Origin of the sequence: Brevibacillus sp. AY1 (assembly GCF_029870785.1) — a bacterium.
GTDB classification, from domain to species: Bacteria; Bacillota; Bacilli; order Brevibacillales; family Brevibacillaceae; genus Brevibacillus; species Brevibacillus invocatus.
Genome location: NZ_JAFLPN010000031.1, coordinates 22,082 through 43,041, shown reverse-complemented (window position 1 = coordinate 43,041; position 20,960 = coordinate 22,082). Strand labels below are relative to the sequence as shown.

Annotated in this window: 18 protein-coding genes and 1 pseudogene; 3 read left to right on the top strand and 16 right to left on the bottom strand. The window is 50.8% G+C overall.

Annotated features, from left to right (window positions below; translation table 11 throughout):
* Window positions 1–184: 184 nt before the first annotated feature.
* A pseudogene (locus tag JZI27_RS25080) lies at window positions 185–271 on the top strand (pyridoxal-phosphate-dependent aminotransferase family protein); the annotation flags it as partial.
* Between the two features lie 84 nt (window positions 272–355).
* On the opposite strand, the gene JZI27_RS19505 reads toward JZI27_RS25080, so the two are convergent.
* The 10 genes from JZI27_RS19505 to JZI27_RS19460 form a co-directional block, all read right to left on the bottom strand.
* On the bottom strand, window positions 356–1,669 hold the full coding sequence (locus tag JZI27_RS19505; protein WP_245996944.1) for a (Fe-S)-binding protein: 1,314 nt from the start codon (window positions 1,667–1,669) through the stop codon (window positions 356–358).
* Window positions 1,662–3,077, bottom strand: a complete 1,416-nt coding sequence (locus tag JZI27_RS19500; RefSeq protein WP_280208801.1) for an FAD-binding oxidoreductase — start codon at window positions 3,075–3,077, stop codon at window positions 1,662–1,664. Before JZI27_RS19500 ends, JZI27_RS19505 begins: the two co-directional genes overlap by 8 nt.
* 57 nt (window positions 3,078–3,134) lie before the next feature.
* The gene (gene murQ, locus JZI27_RS19495) at window positions 3,135–4,040 is read right to left on the bottom strand and encodes an N-acetylmuramic acid 6-phosphate etherase (RefSeq protein WP_280208800.1); all 906 of its coding nucleotides are present in this window, start codon (window positions 4,038–4,040) and stop codon (window positions 3,135–3,137) included.
* Window positions 4,041–4,088: 48 nt separating this feature from the next.
* Complete coding sequence (locus JZI27_RS19490) at window positions 4,089–5,051, bottom strand: ABC transporter ATP-binding protein (RefSeq protein WP_251245223.1); 963 nt, start codon at window positions 5,049–5,051, stop codon at window positions 4,089–4,091.
* Window positions 5,048–6,022, bottom strand: a complete 975-nt coding sequence (locus JZI27_RS19485) for an ABC transporter ATP-binding protein (protein WP_122909765.1) — start codon at window positions 6,020–6,022, stop codon at window positions 5,048–5,050. The genes JZI27_RS19490 and JZI27_RS19485 overlap by 4 nt, the downstream gene beginning before the upstream one ends.
* A gap of 17 nt (window positions 6,023–6,039) precedes the next feature.
* Window positions 6,040–7,260 carry a serine hydrolase domain-containing protein gene (locus JZI27_RS19480; RefSeq protein ID WP_280208797.1) on the bottom strand — a complete coding sequence of 407 codons (1,221 nt, stop codon included), beginning with the start codon at window positions 7,258–7,260 and terminating at the stop codon, window positions 6,040–6,042.
* Window positions 7,261–7,275: 15 nt separating this feature from the next.
* On the bottom strand, window positions 7,276–8,109 hold the full coding sequence (locus tag JZI27_RS19475) for an ABC transporter permease (protein WP_122909763.1): 834 nt from the start codon (window positions 8,107–8,109) through the stop codon (window positions 7,276–7,278).
* Window positions 8,110–8,127: 18 nt separating this feature from the next.
* Window positions 8,128–9,069, bottom strand: a complete 942-nt coding sequence (locus JZI27_RS19470) for an ABC transporter permease (RefSeq protein WP_122909762.1) — start codon at window positions 9,067–9,069, stop codon at window positions 8,128–8,130.
* Window positions 9,070–9,195: 126 nt separating this feature from the next.
* Window positions 9,196–10,758 carry an ABC transporter substrate-binding protein gene (locus JZI27_RS19465; protein WP_280208796.1) on the bottom strand — a complete coding sequence of 521 codons (1,563 nt, stop codon included), beginning with the start codon at window positions 10,756–10,758 and terminating at the stop codon, window positions 9,196–9,198.
* A 26-nt stretch (window positions 10,759–10,784) separates the two neighbouring features.
* A complete protein-coding gene (locus JZI27_RS19460) occupies window positions 10,785–12,005 on the bottom strand; it encodes an anhydro-N-acetylmuramic acid kinase (RefSeq protein WP_122909760.1) in 1,221 nt (406 codons plus the stop codon).
* Window positions 12,006–12,244: 239 nt separating this feature from the next.
* Here JZI27_RS19460 and JZI27_RS19455 point away from each other — a divergent pair, with 239 nt between their 5' ends.
* The gene (locus JZI27_RS19455) at window positions 12,245–12,844 is read left to right on the top strand and encodes an undecaprenyl-diphosphatase (RefSeq protein WP_280208794.1); all 600 of its coding nucleotides are present in this window, start codon (window positions 12,245–12,247) and stop codon (window positions 12,842–12,844) included.
* Window positions 12,845–12,972: 128 nt separating this feature from the next.
* Here JZI27_RS19455 and mscL read toward each other — a convergent pair whose 3' ends face one another.
* Window positions 12,973–13,431, bottom strand: coding sequence for a large conductance mechanosensitive channel protein MscL (mscL, locus tag JZI27_RS19450; RefSeq protein WP_122909758.1), 459 nt, complete (start codon window positions 13,429–13,431; stop codon window positions 12,973–12,975).
* A gap of 187 nt (window positions 13,432–13,618) precedes the next feature.
* Between mscL and JZI27_RS19445 the strand changes: the two genes are divergently transcribed.
* The gene (locus JZI27_RS19445; RefSeq protein WP_122909757.1) at window positions 13,619–13,942 is read left to right on the top strand and encodes a hypothetical protein; all 324 of its coding nucleotides are present in this window, start codon (window positions 13,619–13,621) and stop codon (window positions 13,940–13,942) included.
* 938 nt (window positions 13,943–14,880) lie between these two features.
* Here the strand turns inward: JZI27_RS19445 and JZI27_RS19440 are convergent.
* The 5 genes from JZI27_RS19440 to JZI27_RS19420 all read right to left on the bottom strand — a co-directional run bounded on the left by JZI27_RS19440 (window position 14,881) and on the right by JZI27_RS19420 (window position 20,670).
* Complete coding sequence (locus JZI27_RS19440) at window positions 14,881–16,092, bottom strand: ABC transporter permease (RefSeq protein ID WP_280208792.1); 1,212 nt, start codon at window positions 16,090–16,092, stop codon at window positions 14,881–14,883.
* Window positions 16,089–16,811, bottom strand: coding sequence for an ABC transporter ATP-binding protein (locus JZI27_RS19435; protein WP_280208791.1), 723 nt, complete (start codon window positions 16,809–16,811; stop codon window positions 16,089–16,091). The genes JZI27_RS19440 and JZI27_RS19435 overlap by 4 nt, the downstream gene beginning before the upstream one ends.
* Before the next feature lie 4 nt (window positions 16,812–16,815).
* Complete coding sequence (locus tag JZI27_RS19430; protein WP_280208789.1) at window positions 16,816–18,444, bottom strand: efflux RND transporter periplasmic adaptor subunit; 1,629 nt, start codon at window positions 18,442–18,444, stop codon at window positions 16,816–16,818.
* Window positions 18,445–18,584: 140 nt separating this feature from the next.
* On the bottom strand, window positions 18,585–19,994 hold the full coding sequence (locus tag JZI27_RS19425; protein ID WP_280208787.1) for a HAMP domain-containing sensor histidine kinase: 1,410 nt from the start codon (window positions 19,992–19,994) through the stop codon (window positions 18,585–18,587).
* Window positions 19,987–20,670: a response regulator transcription factor gene (locus JZI27_RS19420; RefSeq protein ID WP_122909751.1), complete on the bottom strand. Its 684-nt coding sequence runs from the start codon at window positions 20,668–20,670 to the stop codon at window positions 19,987–19,989. Before JZI27_RS19420 ends, JZI27_RS19425 begins: the two co-directional genes overlap by 8 nt.
* Window positions 20,671–20,960: the final 290 nt, after the last annotated feature.

The window sequence follows — 20,960 nt, the reverse complement described above, 5'->3', positions numbered from 1 at the left end:
GGGAGGTACTCCTTTTTCTATGCTCAAAAAACCTTGAGCCCGTAGGGCTCAGATTTATGAAATTGATTCAATTAAAATATTTTAAAATTTTCTCAAAGAAAAGCGAAGGATTTTTTTCAAATATGTGCAATAGGTTCCATAGATATCCCAAAAATGGATGACATGCACGAACAAGGAGGTACACATGTACAAGGAATTGTCTCCTTCTCTTCGCACGATCATGACACCCGGCCCCGTCGAAGCTGAACCTCGTGTATTGCGAGCGATGAGCATCAGGAGAGCTGCCGCTAATACAAAAACAGCCCTGATCGGGACCGTATGATTCGGTCGATCAGGGCTGTTTAAAATCCGTGCATCACTTGCTGCTCATCTCAGATTGGTTGGAGACACGCGCCAGCAAATCGACCAGATGGACCGCTTCCATCCGGTCTTCCAAACCAGCACGCTTGATGCCTGCTTTCATTTGCAGCAAACATCCCGGGTTGGACGTCACCAAGATGTCTGCCTGGGTCGCTTTGACATGCTCCATCTTTTCATTCAGCAGATTGCCAGACATCTCAGGCTGCACCAGGTTGTAGATGCCCGCTGAACCACAACAGCGGTCTCCTTCTCTCAGAGCCACATAGGTTGCTCCAGGTATGGATTGCAACAAGCTCACAGGCTCTTTCGTCACCTTCATTCCGTTGCGCAGGTGGCAAGAGCTCTGATAGGTGACACGCTGTGGAAGTTCATCCCAAGCTTCCGGTTCCACGGACGGCGCCAGCACCTCGCTCACATCCTTGACACGCGAGGCAAACCACTTGGCTTGCTCGTGCCAATCCGGGTCATCATGCAGCAGATGATCGTACTCCTGCAGTAAAGCACCGCAGCCGCCCGCATTAGAGATGATGAGATCCACCTTTGCCTGCTGGAATGCCTCGATGTTTTTGCGCGCCAGACTTCGCGCAGCCTCCCGCTCTCCACTGTGGGCATGGAGGGCACCGCAGCAAACCTGACCGGGAGCAATTACCACTTCGTAGCCCGCTTCTGCCAAGAGACGAACCGTATTGACGTTGGTCTCTTGAAACAGGACATCCATAATGCAGCCGTGAAACATGCCGACACGCTGCTTGCTCTCGCCTACTGCCGGAATGACCGTCGCACCCATCCGTTCAGAGAGTCCTTTCGACGAGGCATCCGGCATGATCGCTTCCATTTCTTTCAGCTGCTTGGGCAATATGTTCAGCACACCTAGCTTGCGCACCGCAGTCTGCAGTCCGGAACGCTGATAGAAGCCAAGCAAGCCCCCCAGTCGATTGAGCCGTCGTTGATGGGGAAAAAGATGGGTAAAGGCTGTTTTCCGTGCCATGCGAATGTACCAGGGGTGATCCTGCTCCTGTTCAATGGCCTCTCTCGTTTGCTCGATCAATTGACCATAGGGAACACCAGCCGGGCAGACGGGCTCACATGCACGACAGCCCAGACAGAGATTCATCTGGTCGACAAAGTCCTTGTCGGGTTCCATGACGCCATCTGCCACAGCTTTCATCAAAGCAATCCGCCCGCGTGGGGATGCTGCTTCATAGCCGGTCTCCCGAAACGTCGGGCAAGCAGGCTGACAAAAACCGCAGCGCATGCAGTTGGCAAGTTCTTCGTAATCCAGTTTTTGTTGCAGCGCTTCCTTAAGCACGGTTGACCACCACTCTGTTCCGGGATTCCTTGGCAAACATCTTGCCTGGATTGAGCAGGTTATGCGGATCAAAAGCATGTTTGATCCCTTTCATCACTTCAATCCCGGCAGCGCCCACCTTCCACTCCAGATACGGCGCCTTGACGATGCCGACACCGTGTTCTCCTGTAATCGTACCACCCAGATCGATGGCTGCAGCAAAAATTTCTTCGAATGCATGCTCCACCCGCTCGATCTCTTCATGGTTGCGGGCATCCGTCATACAGGTTGGATGCAGGTTGCCATCACCCGCGTGACCAAAGGTACAGATGTTGAGTCCAAAACGATTCGTGATCTCCTGAATCGCGGCTACCATCGGTGCAATTTGCGCACGTGGCACCGTAGCATCCTCCAGAATCGTCGTCGGACGCATCCGCGACAGTGCAGCCAGGGCACTTCTTCTCGCTGTCATCACTTCTTCCGCTTCCTCCGGGGTGGTCGCGACCTTGATCTGAACCGCCTGATTCTTTTGGCAGATCGCAGCAATGCGCTCCATGTCCCGATCCACGAGCTCCGCTTCTCCATCCTGGCCGATGAGCAGGATCGCGGCTACGTCAGTAGGCAAACCAATCTGCTTGAAATCCTCTACGACGCGAATCGTTCCCTGATCCAAAAACTCCAAGGTGCCTGGGATAATTCGATTGGCGATGATGTCGGACACCGAGCGAGCTGCTTGCTCCATGTCAGCGTACATAGCCAGTATAACGCGCTGTGTCGTCGGTTTGGGAATGAGCTTCAGAATCGCTTCGGTAATGATCGCAAGGGTTCCTTCGCTTCCCACCAGCAGCTTGGTCAGATCGTACCCCGCTACGTCCTTCATCAGCTTTCCGCCCGTGCGAATCACTTCACCATTGGGCAGTACAGCTTCTAGGCCCAGTACATAATCCTTGGTCGTCCCGTACTTCAACCCTCGCAACCCACCCGAATTGAGCGCGATATTTCCGCCAATCGTGGAAATGACCATACTCCCTGGGTCTGGCGGATAAAACAGACCACGTGCTTCTACGGCCTGATGAATATCGACTGTGCGCACACCTGGCTGTACTGTGATCGTCAGGTTTTGCTCGTCAATCTCGACGATCTGGTTCATCCTGTGCAAGGTCAGGACGATCCCTCCCCCGACTGGAACAGTCCCCCCGCACAGGTTGGAGCCTGCTCCGCGTGTCACGATGGGAATCTGGTGTCTGGCGGCTACCTGAACCACCTTTTGTACTTCCTGTGTCGTTTGCGGCATGACTACAACGTCAGGCAATGCCTGCTGCATCGGTGTCGCATCATACGAATAGGCAACCAATGCTTCCTGTCGATCCAGACAATTCTTTTCGCCTACGATGGCGCGAAGCTCGGACCTGATGGCGTCTGACAACATAGGAATCTACCTCCTGCCTGCTAAATAGTGTCTGACTCCTGTGCAGCAATACCACGTTTACCCGTACTGTTGGATCGCTTCACGGATTCTTCCCTTCGTTAGTTTCAACAGACGGTTTGCTTCTTCCCTGCTTGTGCCGGTCAATCTCATCAAAATCGCGATTTTGGCATCCCCATCTGCCAGCACAGAAAGCTTTTCTGCTTCGTCATAGCTGACGCCGGTAACTTCCATAATGATCCGCTTGACCCGTTCCTTCAGCTTGTGGTTCGTCGCCTGAACGTTGACCATGAGATTGCCGTAGACTTTGCCCATCCGGATCATGGTTGCTGTAGTCAGCATGTTCAATACCAGCTTTTGTGCAGTTCCTGCTTTCAAGCGGGTGGAGCCCGTCAATACCTCAGGCCCGACCACGACGTTGATCGCTACGTCTACGCCTTCATTGATGGTTGCCTTCTCATTGCACGATACGGCAATCGTCCTGGCTCCGATCAGTTGGGCCTCCTTCAGGACACCCATGACGTATGGTGTCCGTCCACTTGCCGCGATGCCCACCACCACATCCTGACTGGTAATTCCGTGAAGGCGCACATCTTCTCGTCCCAGCTCCATCGAGTCTTCTGCTCCCTCGACAGCGCGAACCATCGCAGATGGCCCTCCCGCGATCACACCCTGAACCAATTCAGGATCTGTTCCGAAAGTCGGCGGGCACTCAGAGGCATCCAGTATCCCCAGCCTTCCGCTCGTTCCCGCTCCAAAGTAGAAGAGACGTCCTTCGTTTTCCAAAGCTGCAACGATGATTTCCACCGACTCAGACACTTGATCCAATACGCGCTCCACAGCGTAAGGCACCTTCTTGTCCTCATCGTTCATCATTTGTACGATGGCCCTGACGCTCAATCGATCAAGGTCCCGAGAGTTTTCGTTCTTCTTTTCTGTCATTAATGCATGTAAATGTTCCTGCATGATGCACTCTCAACCTCCTCTGTTCTCGTTCTCGCGGCTAGACTCTCGCTACTCCAGATGACAAGAGACCCAGTGGCCGGCTGACTGTTCTTTTACTGGAGGAGCTGTTGTTTTGCAAATGTCCATACAATGACGGCAACGTGGGTGAAATGTACAGCCAGTTGGCGGATTGGCCGGACTTGGCATGTCTCCCTCCAGAATAATGCGCTGTGCGGTATGATGTGGATTGGGCACCGGAACCGCAGATAACAGGGCCTGCGTATACGGATGTGTCGGATTTTCATACAAAGACTTCTTGTCTGCCACTTCCACCACTTTTCCTAGATACATCACCGCTACCCTGTCAGAGATATGGCGAACCACACTCAAATCGTGGGAGATGAATAAGTAAGTGAGTTTGAATTCCTTTTGCAGGTCTTGCATCAAATTCAGGATTTGCGCCTGAATCGACACATCCAGTGCGGAAACGGGCTCATCGGCAATGATCAGCTTGGGTCTGAGAATCAATGCTCGGGCAATTCCGATCCGCTGCCGCTGCCCGCCTGAAAATTCATGTGGAAAACGATTCAAATGCTGTTTGGTCAAGCCGACGATCTCGATGATTTCTTCGACCTGCTTGCGCCGTTCAGCTGCTGTCCCGATTCCGTGCACGATCAATGGGTCCTCCAGGATCTGACCCACCGACTTGCGCGGATTGAGCGAAGCAAACGGATCCTGAAACACAAGCTGCATATTGCGCCGCGCTTTTCGCAATTCCGTTTCGTTAAAATCCCGTATATTTTTACCGTCAAACCAAATCTCGCCGTCAGTCGGCTCGATCAGCCTCAGGATACATCTCCCCGTCGTCGATTTACCGCAGCCTGATTCACCTACGATGCTGACGGTTTCACCAGGGTAAACGGTCAGGTTGACGCCATCCACAGCGCGCACCACTTTTTCCTTGCTGAATAGTCCCGGCTTGCTCGTAAAATGCTTGGTCAACGATTTTACTTCTAAAAGCGGTTGCGTCATTGTGTTCCCCCCTCACCGTACAGCCAGCAGCGGCATTTTTGAGTCTCCGAAATGCTCTTGAGCTCCGGATTCTTCTCGCGGCATACGTCCATGACCTGCGAGCAACGGGGCGCAAAACGGCATCCTTTCGGCATTTCCGTAAGCATAGGAACAGCTCCCGGAATCGCATCGAGGCGTTCCTGATTGTTGTTCAGACTTGGCATGGAATTGAGCAAGCCGCGTGTATAAGGGTGCTTCGGTTCGTCAAACAGCTGCTTGACGTCAGCTTCTTCCACGATCTGGCCCGCGTACATGACGATCACGCGGTGGCACATCTCCGCTACGACACCCAGGTCGTGCGTGATGAGCAAAATGGAGGTGCCGTGCTCATTCCGCACTTTTTTCATCAGCTCCAGAATCTGCGCCTGAATGGTCACGTCCAGGGCAGTCGTCGGCTCGTCAGCGATCAACAGCTTGGGCGTACATGCCATCGCCATCGCAATCATCACACGCTGTCTCATCCCTCCAGACAGCTGGTGGGGGTAGTCGGAAATGATATCTTCCGCACGCGGGATTCCGACCTCCTTGAGAAGCTGGATGGTGCGTTCCTTGGCTTGCTGCTTGTTCAGCCCCAAGTGGCGGCGAAGCGGCTCGCTGATCTGCTTGCCAATGGTGTGAAGCGGATTCAAGGACGTCATCGGCTCCTGGAAGATCATCGCGATCTGATTGCCTCGGATCGATTCCATCTGTTTATCTGTCAAAGTGAGCAATTCCTTTTCCTGAAAACGAATGCTCCCCTCTAGCTGTACATTGCGTCCCAAAAGCTGCATGACGGACAGGCTGGTGACACTTTTGCCGCATCCCGACTCGCCCACGACGCCGACTGTTTCTCCCGGCGCTACGGACAGGCTGACACCTTCGATGACGGTAAGCTTCTCTCCCGATTGCAGAAAAGAAGTGCGCAAATCGCTTATTTGTAGCATGGCTGTCATGGGTACTCCCCCTCTTCTCAGGATGTGCCGACAGGCTGGATTGTGCCAAATACCACGTTGTGGTGGGAACGGCGCCACGCGTTCATGTTCGTATTGACCACGGGATGCACCCGGTTGGTCAGTGTGATGAGCGTTGCTCCCCGGACTGGATCAGACCAGATCGAGGTACCCGTAAACCCAGAATGTCCGAATGCTTGCTCGGACAAGAGATCTCCCCCGGTACAGCCATGTGCGATCTGAGCCAGCTCACCGGCTGGAGCGGACGCTTCCCAGCCTACGGCTCTTCTCGGTACGGATTGCCCCGTCTGTGCCCGGATCGCAAAAGCTCGCAGGATCGGGTCCATGCGTACAGGCGCATCGGCTGACGTCCAGATTCGCATGTAGAGGGACAAATCTTCCAGGGAGGAAAAGAGTCCAGCATGACCACTCACGCCTCCCATACCGTGATAGGCATTGCAGTCGTGAACATGGCCTCGAATAACCCCTTTTCGCCAGCTAAAAGCATCCAGGGCTGCTCGCCACTCTTCTGCTCGAGGATCTTGAACGGCATCCAGCTGCATCAAAAACTGCTTTGCCATATTCCACTCAAACGGACTTCCCTCTTCTGCAGGAGCAATCACGCATTCTTTTAGAGAAGCTTGCTCAAGTGGCAAATAAGTCGTTCGTGTCATGCCACTCGGTCTAAAAATCAGACGCTTTGCCAGAGCATCCAGCTCTTCTCCCCAAATTTCCTCCAGTACAAAGCCCAGAAGCATAAATCCCAAGTCGCTGTACACGACGTTTTCGCCAGGCTTGTAGATCAAGGACTCATCCGCGATATAGCGCAAATACTCGCGTTTACCATGACCTTTTATAAAGAACGGACGCCAAGCCGGCAGACCGGAGGAGTGTGTGAGCAAATGGATGATCTTGATCTGCTCCTTCTCGCTCTTGCCCGGACCTTCCCCAAATTCAGGCAGGTGCGTCACAACGCTATCCGTCAAAGACAGCTTTCCGTGCTGGACACTGAGCAGAATCAGCGGCAGGGTCACCACCACTTTTGTCAAGGAAGCCAAGTCATACAGCGTATCGGACGTGATCGGCTCGTCGTCTGTCGCATAGCCGGTCCTTCCCCTGTACACCGTTATATCCGACATTCCTTTTCGCTGTAAAAGAACAGCACCACCAGGAAAAATCTTCTGATCGATTCCGCGATCCAGACTCTTTTCGATTTGCAGGGTGATCGCATTCTTGTCCATTCGGTTTCCTCCTGCTTATTTGCCGCGATGACGCGGATCCAGAATATCGCGAACAGCATCCCCGAACATATTGCAGGAAAGAATGGTGATCGTCATCGCCACACACGGCCAGATGATCATTCCGGGTGCCAGTTCCATATAGCGACGTGCCTCTGAAATCATTCCTCCCCAGGACGGATCCGGCGGCTGAATACCCAAGCCAAGGAAGCTGAGTGCAGATTCTGTGAGAATCGCACCGGAGATCGCCAGTGAAGATTGCACGAGCAGCGGCGCTGTGACATTTGGAAAAATTTCCTTGAACAAAATACGCGGGGTACTAGCTCCGATGGCGCGGGCGCTCTCCACGAATTCAAGGTTTTTGATCGAGAGGACCGCCCCCCTCACCGTTCTCGTAAAGATCGGAATATTGACGATTCCGATCGCCATAATCGTGTTGAAAGTACCGGGTCCCAATGCAGCTACAATCGCCAGCGCGAGCAAAATCTCTGGAAATGCAAACAGCACATCCATGACGCGCATGATAAAACCGTCAATCCAGCGTCCAAAGTAGCCCGCGATCAAACCAAACAAAGTCCCGAAGAAAACACTCACCATGACGGCAGAAATCCCGACTAACAGAGACACGCGCGCACCATAGATGACACGGCTCAGCAAATCGCGACCGAATTGGTCTGTCCCTAGGAGAAACTCGCTGGAACTGCCTTCCATCCGGTTGTTTTGAAAGATTTCAGTAGGATCATGGGGAGCCAGGATCGGGGCAAAAATCGCTACCAAACAGAGCATTAGAAGCAATATGGAACATACAACGGCCGTTTTGTTGGCCCAAAATCGTTTACGAAAAGTGCTCATGTCTTCATCCCCCCCGTGTCAGTACTTGATTCGTGGATCAATCCAGGTATAGATCAGGTCGATAAGCAGATTGACCAGAACAAAGACTAGGGCGACAAAGAGAACGCCTCCCTGCACGACCGGATAGTCACGTTGATAAATGGCCTCCAGTACGTATTGGCCCAGGCCAGGAATGGAAAATAGCTGTTCTACAATGACGGAGCCACCAAGCAAATAGCCGATCTGCATACCCGCGATCGTCACAATCGGGATCGAGGAGTTGCGGAACGCATGTCCCACGACTACTGTCCATTTGTTGTTTCCTTTGGCACGAGCTGTCCGGATAAAATCCTTGTCCATCGTTTCCAAAAAGGCAGAACGCGTCATTCGCATGACACCGGCAGCTACGACAATTCCCATCGTGGTTGCTGGCAGTACAAACACCTTGAACGCTTCGACCGGGTTCTCCCAGAAGCTGACGACATCAATCGGGGGAAACCAGTTGAAGTACAGGGACGACGCCAGCAGCAGCAGCGTTCCGATCGCGAAGTTCGGAACAGAAATCCCCAGCAAGGTCATGACGCGAACCGTGATGTCCGTCTTCGAATGAGCGCGAATGGCGGATAGAATCCCGAATGGAATCGCAACCAGCCAGCCAATCAGGACAGCAAATACTGTCAATTGCAGCGTAATTCCAAAACGCTTGAGAATTTGCGGTAAAATTTCTTCGCCTGAGTGAACGGATACACCAAAATTGCCCTGGAAGAGTCCACCTATCCAAGTCAGGTATTGCGTTACTAATGGTTCATCCAGTCCCATGCTTTTTCGCAGGGCAGCAATCGACTCTTCGGTTGCATTGGTTCCCAGCATGATGGAGGCAGGGTCACCTGGCACCAGATGCAAGATGGTAAAGACCAACACGGAGATACCGAACAGGATCGGAATCAGGCTGATAACACGTTTGATCAGATAAGCTCCCACTAAGGCCCCTCCCTCTTTCCAACCTCTAAATCTTTCTTCTTTTACGTAATATAAACCTCTATCGAAGCCTATACGTTAAAAACATGGCTCCGCCTTTTGATCCGGCGGAGCCACCATTCGCTATTCTTACTTGATTGAGGCTCTTACCAGCGCGAAGCCCTCTCCCGCTGCAGATGGCGAAAACTCGATGTTGTCACGAACCGCGTAGAAGTTCTTCGGAGAAGCCAGGAACAAGTTTGGAACATCTTCATTAACCAGCATCATTTGAGCTTGATCGTACAGTTTCTTGCGTTCATCTGGATTCACTGTCATCAATGCCTTTTCCACCAGCTCGTCATAGGCAGGGCTGGAGTAGTTCCACACGTTGGCAGAACCCGTGCTATGGAAGAAGAAGCGCATGGAACGGTCAGCGTCAACACCGGATGTATTGCGTCCAACCATCAGATTGCCATCTTTGGACTTCCATACATCGATGTAGTTGCCCCACTCCAGCTGATTGATTTTCGCGTTGATGCCAATCGCTTTCAGCTGCTGTTGCAAAATGATCGCAGTCTCAACCATGTCAGGATAGGTAGCAGCCGTGTCGATCACGGTTTCAAAGCCATTTGCATAGCCAGCTTCAGCCAAAAGTGCCTTCGCCTTATCGATGTTGTGGTTGTAGGTATCATAGCTGCTCGTATCCAATGCGAAGCCTTTTACAGCTGGCGCGATTGGACCGGTCAGAGCTGCTTCGCCCTTCCAGACCGTTTGGACAATGGTATTACGATCTACCGCATAGCTGATCGCTTGGCGTACCTTCGGATCATCAAACGGTTTTTTGTTTACGTTGATACCCAGGTAGCTGTATTCGAGCGATTGGTAGCCTTTTACTTCTACACCTTCTTTACCTTGCAAAAGGGTAGCAGAATCGGCAGATACCATCGAAACGTCAATTTTACCAGCGCGGATTGCAGCCAGACGTTCTGCTTCATCCTTCATGATCTGGAACTTGATTGTTTCCATTTTTGCCAGTTCAGGTTTGAAGTAAGTTGGATTCTTTTTCAAAAGAACGTATTGGCCAGACTCGTACTTTTCCAACATATACGGTCCGCTGCCCGCTGTATCCTTGGTCAAATCGCCAGCGCCAACTGGTACGATCGCAGTGGATGCGCTGCTCGTATTTGCCATGAAAGCAGCATCCGCGTTTTTTAAGTGAAATACGACTGTAGTCGGGTCTTTCACTTCGATCGACTCCAGGCTGGAGAAATAAGACTTGGAGATCGAACCGGTATCCGGATTCAGAATGCGCTCAAAAGTGAATTTTACATCTTCGGCTGTCAAATCTTTGCCATCATGGAACTTGACGCCTTGTGCCAGAGTTACCGTGATGGTCTTGCCATCCTCGGATGTCTCCCATTTTTCAGCAAGGTGCGGGATGAGTTCCAGGTTTTCATCCAGCTTGGTCAAGCTGTCGTAAATCAGACCGTAAATTCTCGCACTGGATGCGGCTGGAACCTTGTGAGGGTCAAACCCAACTGGTTCCTGTTCTGCTGCTACAATCAGTTCTGTCTTAGCTGGCGTTTGCGGCTGTTCCTGCGCCGGCTGCTCTTGCGGCTGTGACTGGTTGGATGGAGCGGTACCTCCACCTGAACAAGCCGACAGAACCAGGGTCATAGATAGGAAAAATCCTGCCAACACGCGTTTCTTCACGATGTTACCCCCTACGTTATCTTTCGTTAAAAGCATATATTTCCTAACGGCACAGCCCTCTTCGCACCTGTAACAGATGGAACATTCGATGGCCTGCCCATTAGTGTCTCATGACCTAAAATGGCGAATGCAACTGCTTCCTTCGCGTCATCCGGCATGCCGAATTGCTGCGTCGTCATCACAGCCATTTCTTCCGGCAATTGCGCTCGAAGCATGCGCAACAGCGTTTGGTTATGTGCCCCACCCCCGGAGACAATCACTTCCTTTATAGGCGTCTTCGGCAAGACATGCTGCTTGTACGCCTGAGCGATGGTAGTGGCTGTCAGCGATGTCACGGTAGCGAGGAGATCCTCATGACTCAACCCCATGAAATGCGCCATGGAGATAAGCTCCTGAGCAAAGGCTTTACCGTATACTTCGCGTCCTGTACTCTTAGGTGGCTGGAGCTGGTAGTACGGATCCTGCAGAAGCTTTGTCAGCATTTCCTCTGACACGCTTCCCGTAGAAGCCATCAGGCCGCCTTCATCGTAGCGCATCTTGCCATTTGTGATGACATGGATGATCTGGTCGATGATCATGTTACCTGGCCCTGTATCAAAAGCTACTACTTTTTCAATGCCTTCCCCTGCCGGCAATATCGTCACATTGGCGATGCCCCCGATATTTTGCAGGAGTCTGCCTTTTGCAGGATCTCGGAAGAGTATGTAGTCCGCATAGGGTACGAGCGGAGCTCCCTCGCCGTCTGCAGCCAGATCTCTTGCTCGAAAATTCCCGACAACCGGGATGCCCGTACGTTCTGCCAAAAGGGAAAGGTCTCCGATCTGCAAGGAAGCCCGAACCTCCGTCATCCCGCTTGGTCCTGGAAACGGAGTGCGTCCAGCAATATGCCAGACTGTTTGCCCATGCGTGCAAACAGCGTCAACTTCCGCTGCTGTGATCCCCGCTTTTTCAATCAAACTCTGTACGGAATAAGCATACCACTCGGACAAACCGTAGTGTGCCGTGGTCAACAAATCAAGTCTGGCTGTCTGAAGACTGCACAAATTCATAACCCACTCCCGCACCTCATCCGAATACGGGAGGTACGTGAATTCCTTCAAGGACACCTGTTCAATTTCGCCGCTCTCATCCGTCCGAATGGCAACGAGCGCGGCATCAATCCCATCCAGTGAAGTACCTGACATCAAACCGATGAGCATATGATCCTGCTTGTCACGGTAGTCGAGCAAACTCGCAGGTTGATTCATCCTACTCCCCCCTGTACGGGATATTTTGAATGCTTACATAATTCTATCTTGATTACGTTTTCATTATATGAAATAAAATTACACCAGTCAATCGGATGTTGGTAAACAATATTTCAGATTAAGAAGAAATTTTTGGATTCTTACAGGATTGTAAGGTAGGCGTAAGCTAGATCGATATTTTTGAGAGAAGTGATCCTGTATCTTCTCTATATAAATGGAAATAAGGAGGAAACCTCTCTTTGAATCTCATGGAAATCAATATCTCGGCTTTTCGTGCCATCAATGACTTAGGCAAGCAATTCGCCTTTCTCGATCCTGTATTTTTCTTTTTTGCCGAATATACGGTGTATCTCTTGGCACTCGCTGTAGTCATCTACTGGTTTACGAGGACAAACGAAAACAGAATCATGATCATCAGCGCTGCCCTCTCCCTTCTCATTGCAGAGATTCTGGCGAAACTGGCAGGGTTCGTCCATGCCAACAACCAACCCTTCGCAGAGCTTTCAGCCGTTCACCAGCTGGTGGATAAAGCGATTGATAATTCCTTCCCCAGCGACCACACCATTCTCTTCTTCACGTTTTGCCTGACGTTTTGGTTGTTCGGGAAAAAACATCGCCTGATCTGGATGATCCTCGCAGTCTGTGTCGCTCTATCCAGGATCGGAGTTGGTGTGCATTATCCCGCTGACGTGCTGGTTGGTGCGATTTTTGGTACGCTTTCTGCTCTCCTCTCTTACGCAATCGTACCCAAGGCTCCGCTGATCCAAAGGCTTTTGGCTCTGTATGAAAGGATTGAGCTGGCTGTGCTTCCACGAAAAGATAAAGAAAGAAGCTTGTAATACACCGCTACTGTAGACGAAGCATGGATGCCCCCCTGTTCGACCCTCCTTTGAAAGAAAAAAGGATAGACCTGAGCTGAAGGTATAAGCTCTGGTCTATCCTTTCCCATTTTCAACGTCTGTTTCAATTAAGCAGGCTCATGTTCCCCGGCTTGCAGAATAGAGGTGCAATTCGGGCAACGCGTCGCTTTTATCGGAATCTGAGTAATGCAATGTGGGCATTCCTTGGTTGAAGCTGGCGGCTTTGCTTCCTCTTGTTTTTTCTTGAAGCGATTCAGCTGCTTGATGACCAAGAAAATCGAGAACGCGATGATCAAGAAATCGATGACCGTATTCAGGAACAGGCCGTAATTGATAGTAGCCGCTCCTGCTGCTTTGGCGTCTGCCAACGTTTTGTAGGGAACGTCAGACAAGTTAATGAAAAGATTGGAGAAATCCACCTTTCCGAGCAGCAAGCCAATCGTCGGCGTAATCAAATCGTTTACCAGCGATGAAACAATCTTTCCAAAGGCCGTCCCGATGACGACCCCGACTGCAAGGTCCATTACATTTCCTTTTAGCGCAAACTCCTTAAACTCTTTAAGCAACTTCTCTTCCTCCTCTTTCCTTAGAACGCACGCTTTCAATCATTCTTAATGATGCTTCTCTCCTATTGCATCATTTTCCTATCTATTCTACACTAATTTTAAATTCGACAAAATTCGTCTTCCTTTTTTCTTCAAAGAATCTCCTTCGATACAACTGACATGTCTCACAAAGGAGTCAGATTATGTGATGTTTTCCCTAGTACAACCGAACCAATTGATCGAGCTGGCCAAAAAACAGCTCATTCATGCACTGGTACAGCATCAGCAAAAGCCTTACCTGCCTGTTTGGGGAGAATTGTTTACTGCTCTGCGGGATATCGCCAAATATGGGCAGCAAACACAGGAAAACACGATAATCTACACGATACAGCCCTCAGGCAGCCTCTGGTATCTTTACAAAGAGCAGCGCTTTATGGTGGACGTGCCGGAACCCGGCATCACGATTTCTTTGACACAGGAGCAATTAATCGACGCTTTGCTGCAAGGCAGCTTTGCACCCTCCAAATCGTAATAACGACGCCCCCTCTTCCTTTTCTCACTATGTACGCCAGCCAAGCCGAGCTATGCTTATGCAGAAAAAAGCCCAGGTTTTTAACCTGGGAGAGAATAGTACGGAAGTATTCACGTGAACAACTCTATCATATAATCTTATCAAACTAGTTTCCAGCTGTATTTTTTTAGGTACTAATGCCTATATTAACCTTTTCAAGAAGATAACCTCGAGCGAGGCTTATTTAAGGAGGAACGACCGCGCTTTAGCGGAAAGTTTTACCGAAGCAATGCCAGGCGCGGACCCTGAGGCACCTTGTCATGCGCTTCAGAATTCATAAGCTTGAAGCTTATAAATTCCTATAAATAAAAAAAGAGGCGGCTCCACTGCGTAGATTCGAGCCGCCATCCCGAACTTCCCCAAGTTCGTTCATAATGAAATTGTACTATGAAACTCTCCTATCGAAAAGTGTCAGCTTTTGTTTTTTAACGAAATATTTAAAATATAGCTAGATTATACTCTATTTCCTCGCATTTTCACTTACTAGTCCCCCCTGCTTTTGTCCCAAACAGGATGTGCAGATACACATACTGACTGATACTTACCTTTGGAAAAACAAAAAGGATGTTAGATTTCCCCTTTATTTGTTGAATGGAATACTGGATATTGCTCGATTTCATTTTTCGTCGGATATATGCTGCTTCCCTCCATGATGCGAAAAATTCAACATTCTGCTCCATATCCCCCTACCACCTCATGGAGCTAGTATGTCCGATCCCTTTCCAAATCAATCCACTTGAGAATGTGTTAGTGAATTTCATGATCCACAGGTGTTGGCAAAACAAGCATTTCCGTCAGTTAATCTGATCTGCACAAACGATAGAAAAACCCAGTTGCACCGTCCACATTTGGCTGATTTCCCTGCCTCATGTGAGCTCGCAACTGGGTTCTTTTCTTTCCTATTCGTAACGCAGAGCGTCAATCGGCTTGAGCTGTGCTGCTTTTCTCGCTGGATAGACGCCAAACACAACGCCCACAATCGTGGAAGTCAGGAAAGCGTAGAGAATCGGTGAAATGGTGATCGCTGTGGCCATTCCTCCCAGCTTGCTGACCCCAAGAGCCGCTCCTATTCCCAGCAAAATGCCGACGACACCTCCGATCAGACTCAGCGTGACTGCCTCGATCAGAAACTGGCGCATGATATCTCGTTTCTTCGCTCCGATCGCTTTGCGGATACCAATCTCACGCGTACGCTCTGTTACCGAGACGAGCATGATATTCATGACGCCGATTCCTCCGACGATCAACGATATGGCTGCGATCCCTGAGAGCAATGTCGTCATCGAGCTAGAGACCTCTTGAGCCGTACTCAGGATGTCGGATTGCGAAGTAATGCGAAAATCATCTGCTTCGTTCGGTCTTAGGCTGTGCTGGGAACGCAAGGCATTTCTCGTATCCTGCTGGGCTTTTTCCATATCGTTTGCCGATGCTGCCGATACGTATATCGTGCCTACATTCTTGCCACCTGTCAAACGACTCATCGCCGTTGTCACCGGAATGAGTATCCGGTCGTCATTGTTGGTCATCCCGGAGCTTCCCTGGCTTTTCAAGACCCCAATGATCGAAAAGGGGATCCGGTTGATCTGAATCGTCTGTCCAATTGGAATGCTTCCCGCAAACAGGTTGTTGACAACCTCCGTACCTACAACCGCCACATTCATCTGCTTTCTCACTTCAAAATTGGAGAAAAAGCGTCCATCTGCTACCTGAACATTGCGCACGTCAGGAAAAGATTCCGTCGTGCCCTCCAGCATGGTCGAATAGTTGTTGCTCCCAAAGACGATCTGCGCTCTGCCATTGACACTCGGGGCAACACCAGACACTGCTTCACTTTCCGCTATTTTCTCCGCATCTGCGAGAGTCAAGGTGTTCAATGACCCTGCCCCCAGACTGACGCGACCTTGTGTAGCCTGTCCAGGAGAGACGATCAGCAGATTGCTTCCCAAGCCATTGATCTGATTAGCTACACTGGCAGACGTTCCTTCACCGATTGCGACCATCGCAATGACGGCCGCAACGCCGATGATTATCCCCAGCATGGTCAATACGGAACGAAGCCCGTTCGCCTTGATACTGCGAAAGGAAACGCGCAAGCTCTCTAGAAAACTCATGTGATCACTTCCTCTGGCAACACTCTTCTGCGCTCCTCCACGATTTCATTGGAGACGATCTGCCCGTCGCGAAAACGGACAATTCGCTTGGCGTATTCAGCAATGTCCGGTTCATGGGTGACGAGAATAACGGTTTTTCCGGCATTATTCAGCTGCTGGAAAATCCCCATGATCTCCACGCTCGTTTTCGTATCGAGTGCCCCTGTAGGCTCGTCAGCCAGCAGAATGACCGGATCATTCACCAATGCGCGTGCAATCGAAACACGCTGCTGCTGTCCGCCAGACAATTCATTCGGCTTGTTGTTCAGCCGCTCGCCCAGTCCCACGTCTAACAATGCCTGTATGGCGCGCTCCCGTCTTTCCTTTGCAGGCGTACCTGCGTATAGCAAGGGCAGCTCCACATTTTCCACAGCGGTAGTGCGGGGCAGCAGGTTGAAGTTTTGAAAAACGAATCCGATCTTCTGATTGCGAATCTCGGCCAATTCGTCATCATGCGCTTGCGATACCGGGTATCCATCCAGGTAAAACTCACCTGAGGTCGGCTTGTCGAGGCAGCCGATCACGTTCATCATCGATGACTTGCCTGAACCAGATGGGCCCATGATGGCTACGAAATCACCCGTTTCGATCGAGAGACTGACGCCGCGCAGCGCCTGGATCTCCTGATCGCAGATCTGATACCGTTTCTTCAAATCTTCCATCTGAATGACTGGTCTCATCTGCTCATCGCCCTCTCATGACGCCACCGCCACCGGGGAATCCGCCCATGCCAGGCATTCCGCCCATCCGCATGCCATTTTGATTGGCTGAACCTGTTGAGCCCGCGGTCGGCAGGATCACGATCTGATCTCCCTCTGACAGTCCCTCGGTAATTTCCACGCGGTCAGAAGCAAAGTAGCCGATTTTTACAGGCTGGAAGCGATAAGGCAAATTGCTTCGCTGCTCGGCTGTTCCTTCTCTTCGAGCCTCTTGCCGCTGCTGAGGCTGTTGCTGCTGATCGGTTGGCTGTCCCTGCTGGGCTTGTCTTGGCTGTTCATTCCCTGATGGTGCAGCTGTGCCGTTATTCATCAAAAGGACCCCATCTCGGCCATTGCGACTCTGCAAGGCTGACGCAGGAATGACCAATACATCCGTATGGGTACCGATCTCGATAGTGACATTCATAGTCATGCCGATTTTCAACAAGCCTTCCTGGTTATCGACCGAAAGCAGTACATCATAGGTCGTCACCCCCGAATTCGTCACAGCCTCCGGGTAGATCAGCTTTACCTTGCCCTCAAACACTTGATCCGGGTAGGAGTTGGTCGTAAAGGTGACCTTCAGATCCTCTTTTACCTTTCCGATATCACTCTCGCTGATCTGCGCCAATACTTCCAGATCGCCTGAGTTGGAGTTGTCCATGATAATAAAATTGTTGGACGGGACCTCGCCTACGTTGCCATTCAGCTGAACGATGACACCGTCCATTGGTGCTTTTAGCGTCACTGCATTAAGTGCAGTCTGATTTTGCTGCAATTGGGCTTTTGCCTGCTCGACGGCAGCCTTGGCTGAGAGAATGGTCGCCGAGTCAGGTCCTTTTTGCGCTTCTTCCAGGTTTTCCACGGCTATTTGATAGGCTGCCTGGGCTTGCTCCACCTTGTTCTTCGCTTGCCCGCTTGTCTGCTCCAGGGTCAAGACTGCTGTCTGGTAATCTCGTTTGGCCTGCTCCAAATCGGTTTCGGCTGTTTCATACTCGGTACGAGAAATCGCTTCTGCCTCAAAGAGCATTTTTTGCGAAACGTAGTTCTTTTCGGCTTTCTCCAGATTTGCTTTCGCCTTTAATTCATCATTGCGCGCTTTTTCCAGATCCACCGACTTGCCCGCCATCTCCAGCTCTGATTTTGTCTGGTTGACACTTGCCTGCAGGGTACTCATTTCTCCTGTACTCTTGCTCTTTTGCGCTTCTTCCAGCTTGGCCTGGGCAGACAACAGATTGGCCTGTGCATTGATCAGCTGCATTTTGGCAACAGAATCATCCATCGTGGCCAGAACCTGTCCAGCCTTCACATGATCCCCTACCTGTACGAGAATGGAGGAGATCACATCTTTGGCATCCTCCGCGTCTGCAAAGGATAAGGACGTTCGCTTGGAGGCTTGGACGGTTCCAGAGGCCAGTACCGTCTCCGTCACATCTCCCTTGCCTACATGTATCACCTGATAGGCAGCCTCTGCTTGAGCAGGCGCCATAAACGTCTGATAACCGACTACACCTGCTCCACCCAAAAGAAGAACGGCGAGACTCGTGATCACGATCCGCTTTTTATTTTTCCCTTTTTTGGAGAAGGCTTCTTTTTTCTTGCTTGTCTCATCCACTGGATGACTCCCCCCGCACTGTTTAATCTTTCAAGCCATTTCCTGCTTTTGCCTCAATATAAGGGAGAAATACGTCAGCATCATGTCAGAGAAAAGGGAAAGACGACTTGCTTCCCGCAAAGTCGTCTTCTTGGCATTCGCTATATTGTTTTTCGCAAGACCAGCATGAAGGTGCTTCCTGCATCAGAGCTTTCTTTCAAAGACAGTTGGCCGCCCAGTGCCTGCGCGATCATCCGGCTGAAGGACAGCCCCAGCCCCAGGCCTCTTTGCGTCTGCTTCTTCTCTTCTCCACGGAAGAATCGCTCAAAAATCAAAGACTGCTCATCCAGCGGAATCCCGCATCCATTGTCCTTCACTTCGATCCGAATCTCTTCTTCCGTGTCCACCAAGCTCACCACAATGTTTCCACCAGATGCGATCGCTTGAGCCGCATTATTCAACAGGTTGTACAAGATCTGCTGTACGCGAAGCGGATCTGTCGAGGCCATGAGAGGGTGCTCGGGCTTTTCAATCAGCACGGTCAGCTCCTCGATCTCGTGGGCAATCCGCCATTGATGGGTGATTTCGACGATCAGCTCGTTCATATTCTGATCCTCTTTGCGAATCCGGATATCGCCTACTGCGAACGAATTGAAATCAAGCAGATCCTCCACCATTTTTTGCAGGCGAGTCGTCTCTTTTGAGCAGATCTCCAAAAACTCCTTGGCTTCATCACCGCTCACAATATCATCCTTGACAGCCTGAATCAGTCCGCTGATCGAGGTCACCGGTGTTTTCAGCTCATGGGTCACCCCCGCCAGCAGCTCTGTCCGCATCATTTCCAGCTGACGCAAGCGATCCGCCATTTCTTTGAACGAGTGGTTCAGCTCGTAGATTTCCTGCTCTGGCCGTTCCTTATCCAGTTGAATCTCGTAATCCCCCGTGACGATCTGGTTGGCGGCTACCGCGACATCCTTGATCGGCTGCGAGAGCTTTTTGGTCAAAAGGTAAATAACCCCCCATCCCAAAAGCCCCAAGCTGAACAGCATGATAAACAACAGCTGGTACTGCGTATTGCTGCCCGCTTCCTTGTCTGGTGTAAACAGGAGCACCCAGCCGATTTCCTGCTGATTGAACTGGATCGGGTGTTTAACGAAAAGCATCTGGTCTCCATGAGAAAGTGTGATCTTCGTCACTTCTTGACCCTCTTTGAGCAGTTGTGGCGCCATGCGGCCGAGCTCGGAGGAAAAAGGACCAGGTCCGTCAAACAACGCTTTTTTCCGCGAATCGACGATCAGCATCAAGGGCTTGTAATCCAAGCGAAGAGACTGCTGCCTGTTGTCCAGAATACGGAATAAAAAAGGAGCCATTCTGATCTGTCCGTTGGGGTCGACGACACGCTCTGCGATTTCAGCAGCCATCAGCCTCATGATATCGAGTCGCTGCTGTGTCTCGCTGTACTTGATCCAGAGACTGGAGGCAATGCCAATCACGAGCAGACCGACACACAACGTCAAGAGATACCGGTTCGTCCAATAACGAAAAAGCGAGACTCTTTTTTCTTTATTCATAGACGCATAGCTTGTACCCTAATCCGCGATAGGTACGAATCTCCCCTTCTGCATCCGGCCAATGCTCCAATGCTCTTCTGATCCGCTTGATGGCCAAGTCCACTGCGCGATCGCTTCCCTCGTAGTCCATTCCCCATACCTGTTCGATCAGCTGCTCGCGGGTAAATGCCTGATTTTTATACTGGGCGAGAAATAAAAAAAGCGTCAAGTCCTTTGGCGTAAAGGTCAGCTCGATCCCATGAAGCATCACCGTGCGTGCCTTGAAGTCCACCTTCAGACTGCCAAACTGCTTGATATGATCTCCTTCGATGATTTGCGTCGAGCGGCGCAGAACAGCTTGTACACGCGCGACGACCTCATCGGCAATAAAAGGCTTTGTTATGTAATCATCCGCTCCCTGGTGCAGTCCAGCCAGCTTGTTGTCAATCTGCCCAAGAGCTGTCAGCATGATGACGGGACATGAGCTTTTTGCTCGTATATACTCAAGGATGCTCCAGCCGCTGCGACCAGGCAGCATGACATCCAATAATACGAGCGCAGGATTGATCAAATCGAATTTTCGCTGTGCCTCGTCTCCTGTAAATGCCTGTTCGACCTGAAAGTGATGCTTTTCCAGATAGACCTTCAACACTCGAGAGATAGGCAACTCGTCTTCCACAACCAGGATGTTCTTCATCTCTGCTCATCCCCCTTCTGATCGAATCGACTATCTAATCTAGCGTATGAGAAAATTATGTCAAACAGATGTCTAAGTGGAAAGCTTGGACTCCGACTTATCCTTTCCGTTCCTGTAAAAAAAGGGCTGCCTCAACTCCGGCAGCCGACATCTAGGGGGGTAGTACATGAAGAAGATACCCTACAGACGCTTGAAAGGTTGGCCAAGGTTTCAGTCTGTATCCTACTCGCGAACTTGGAACTAGCAAAATAGGCATGATCACCTATCTGGCTCGCATCGCATTCGACCCA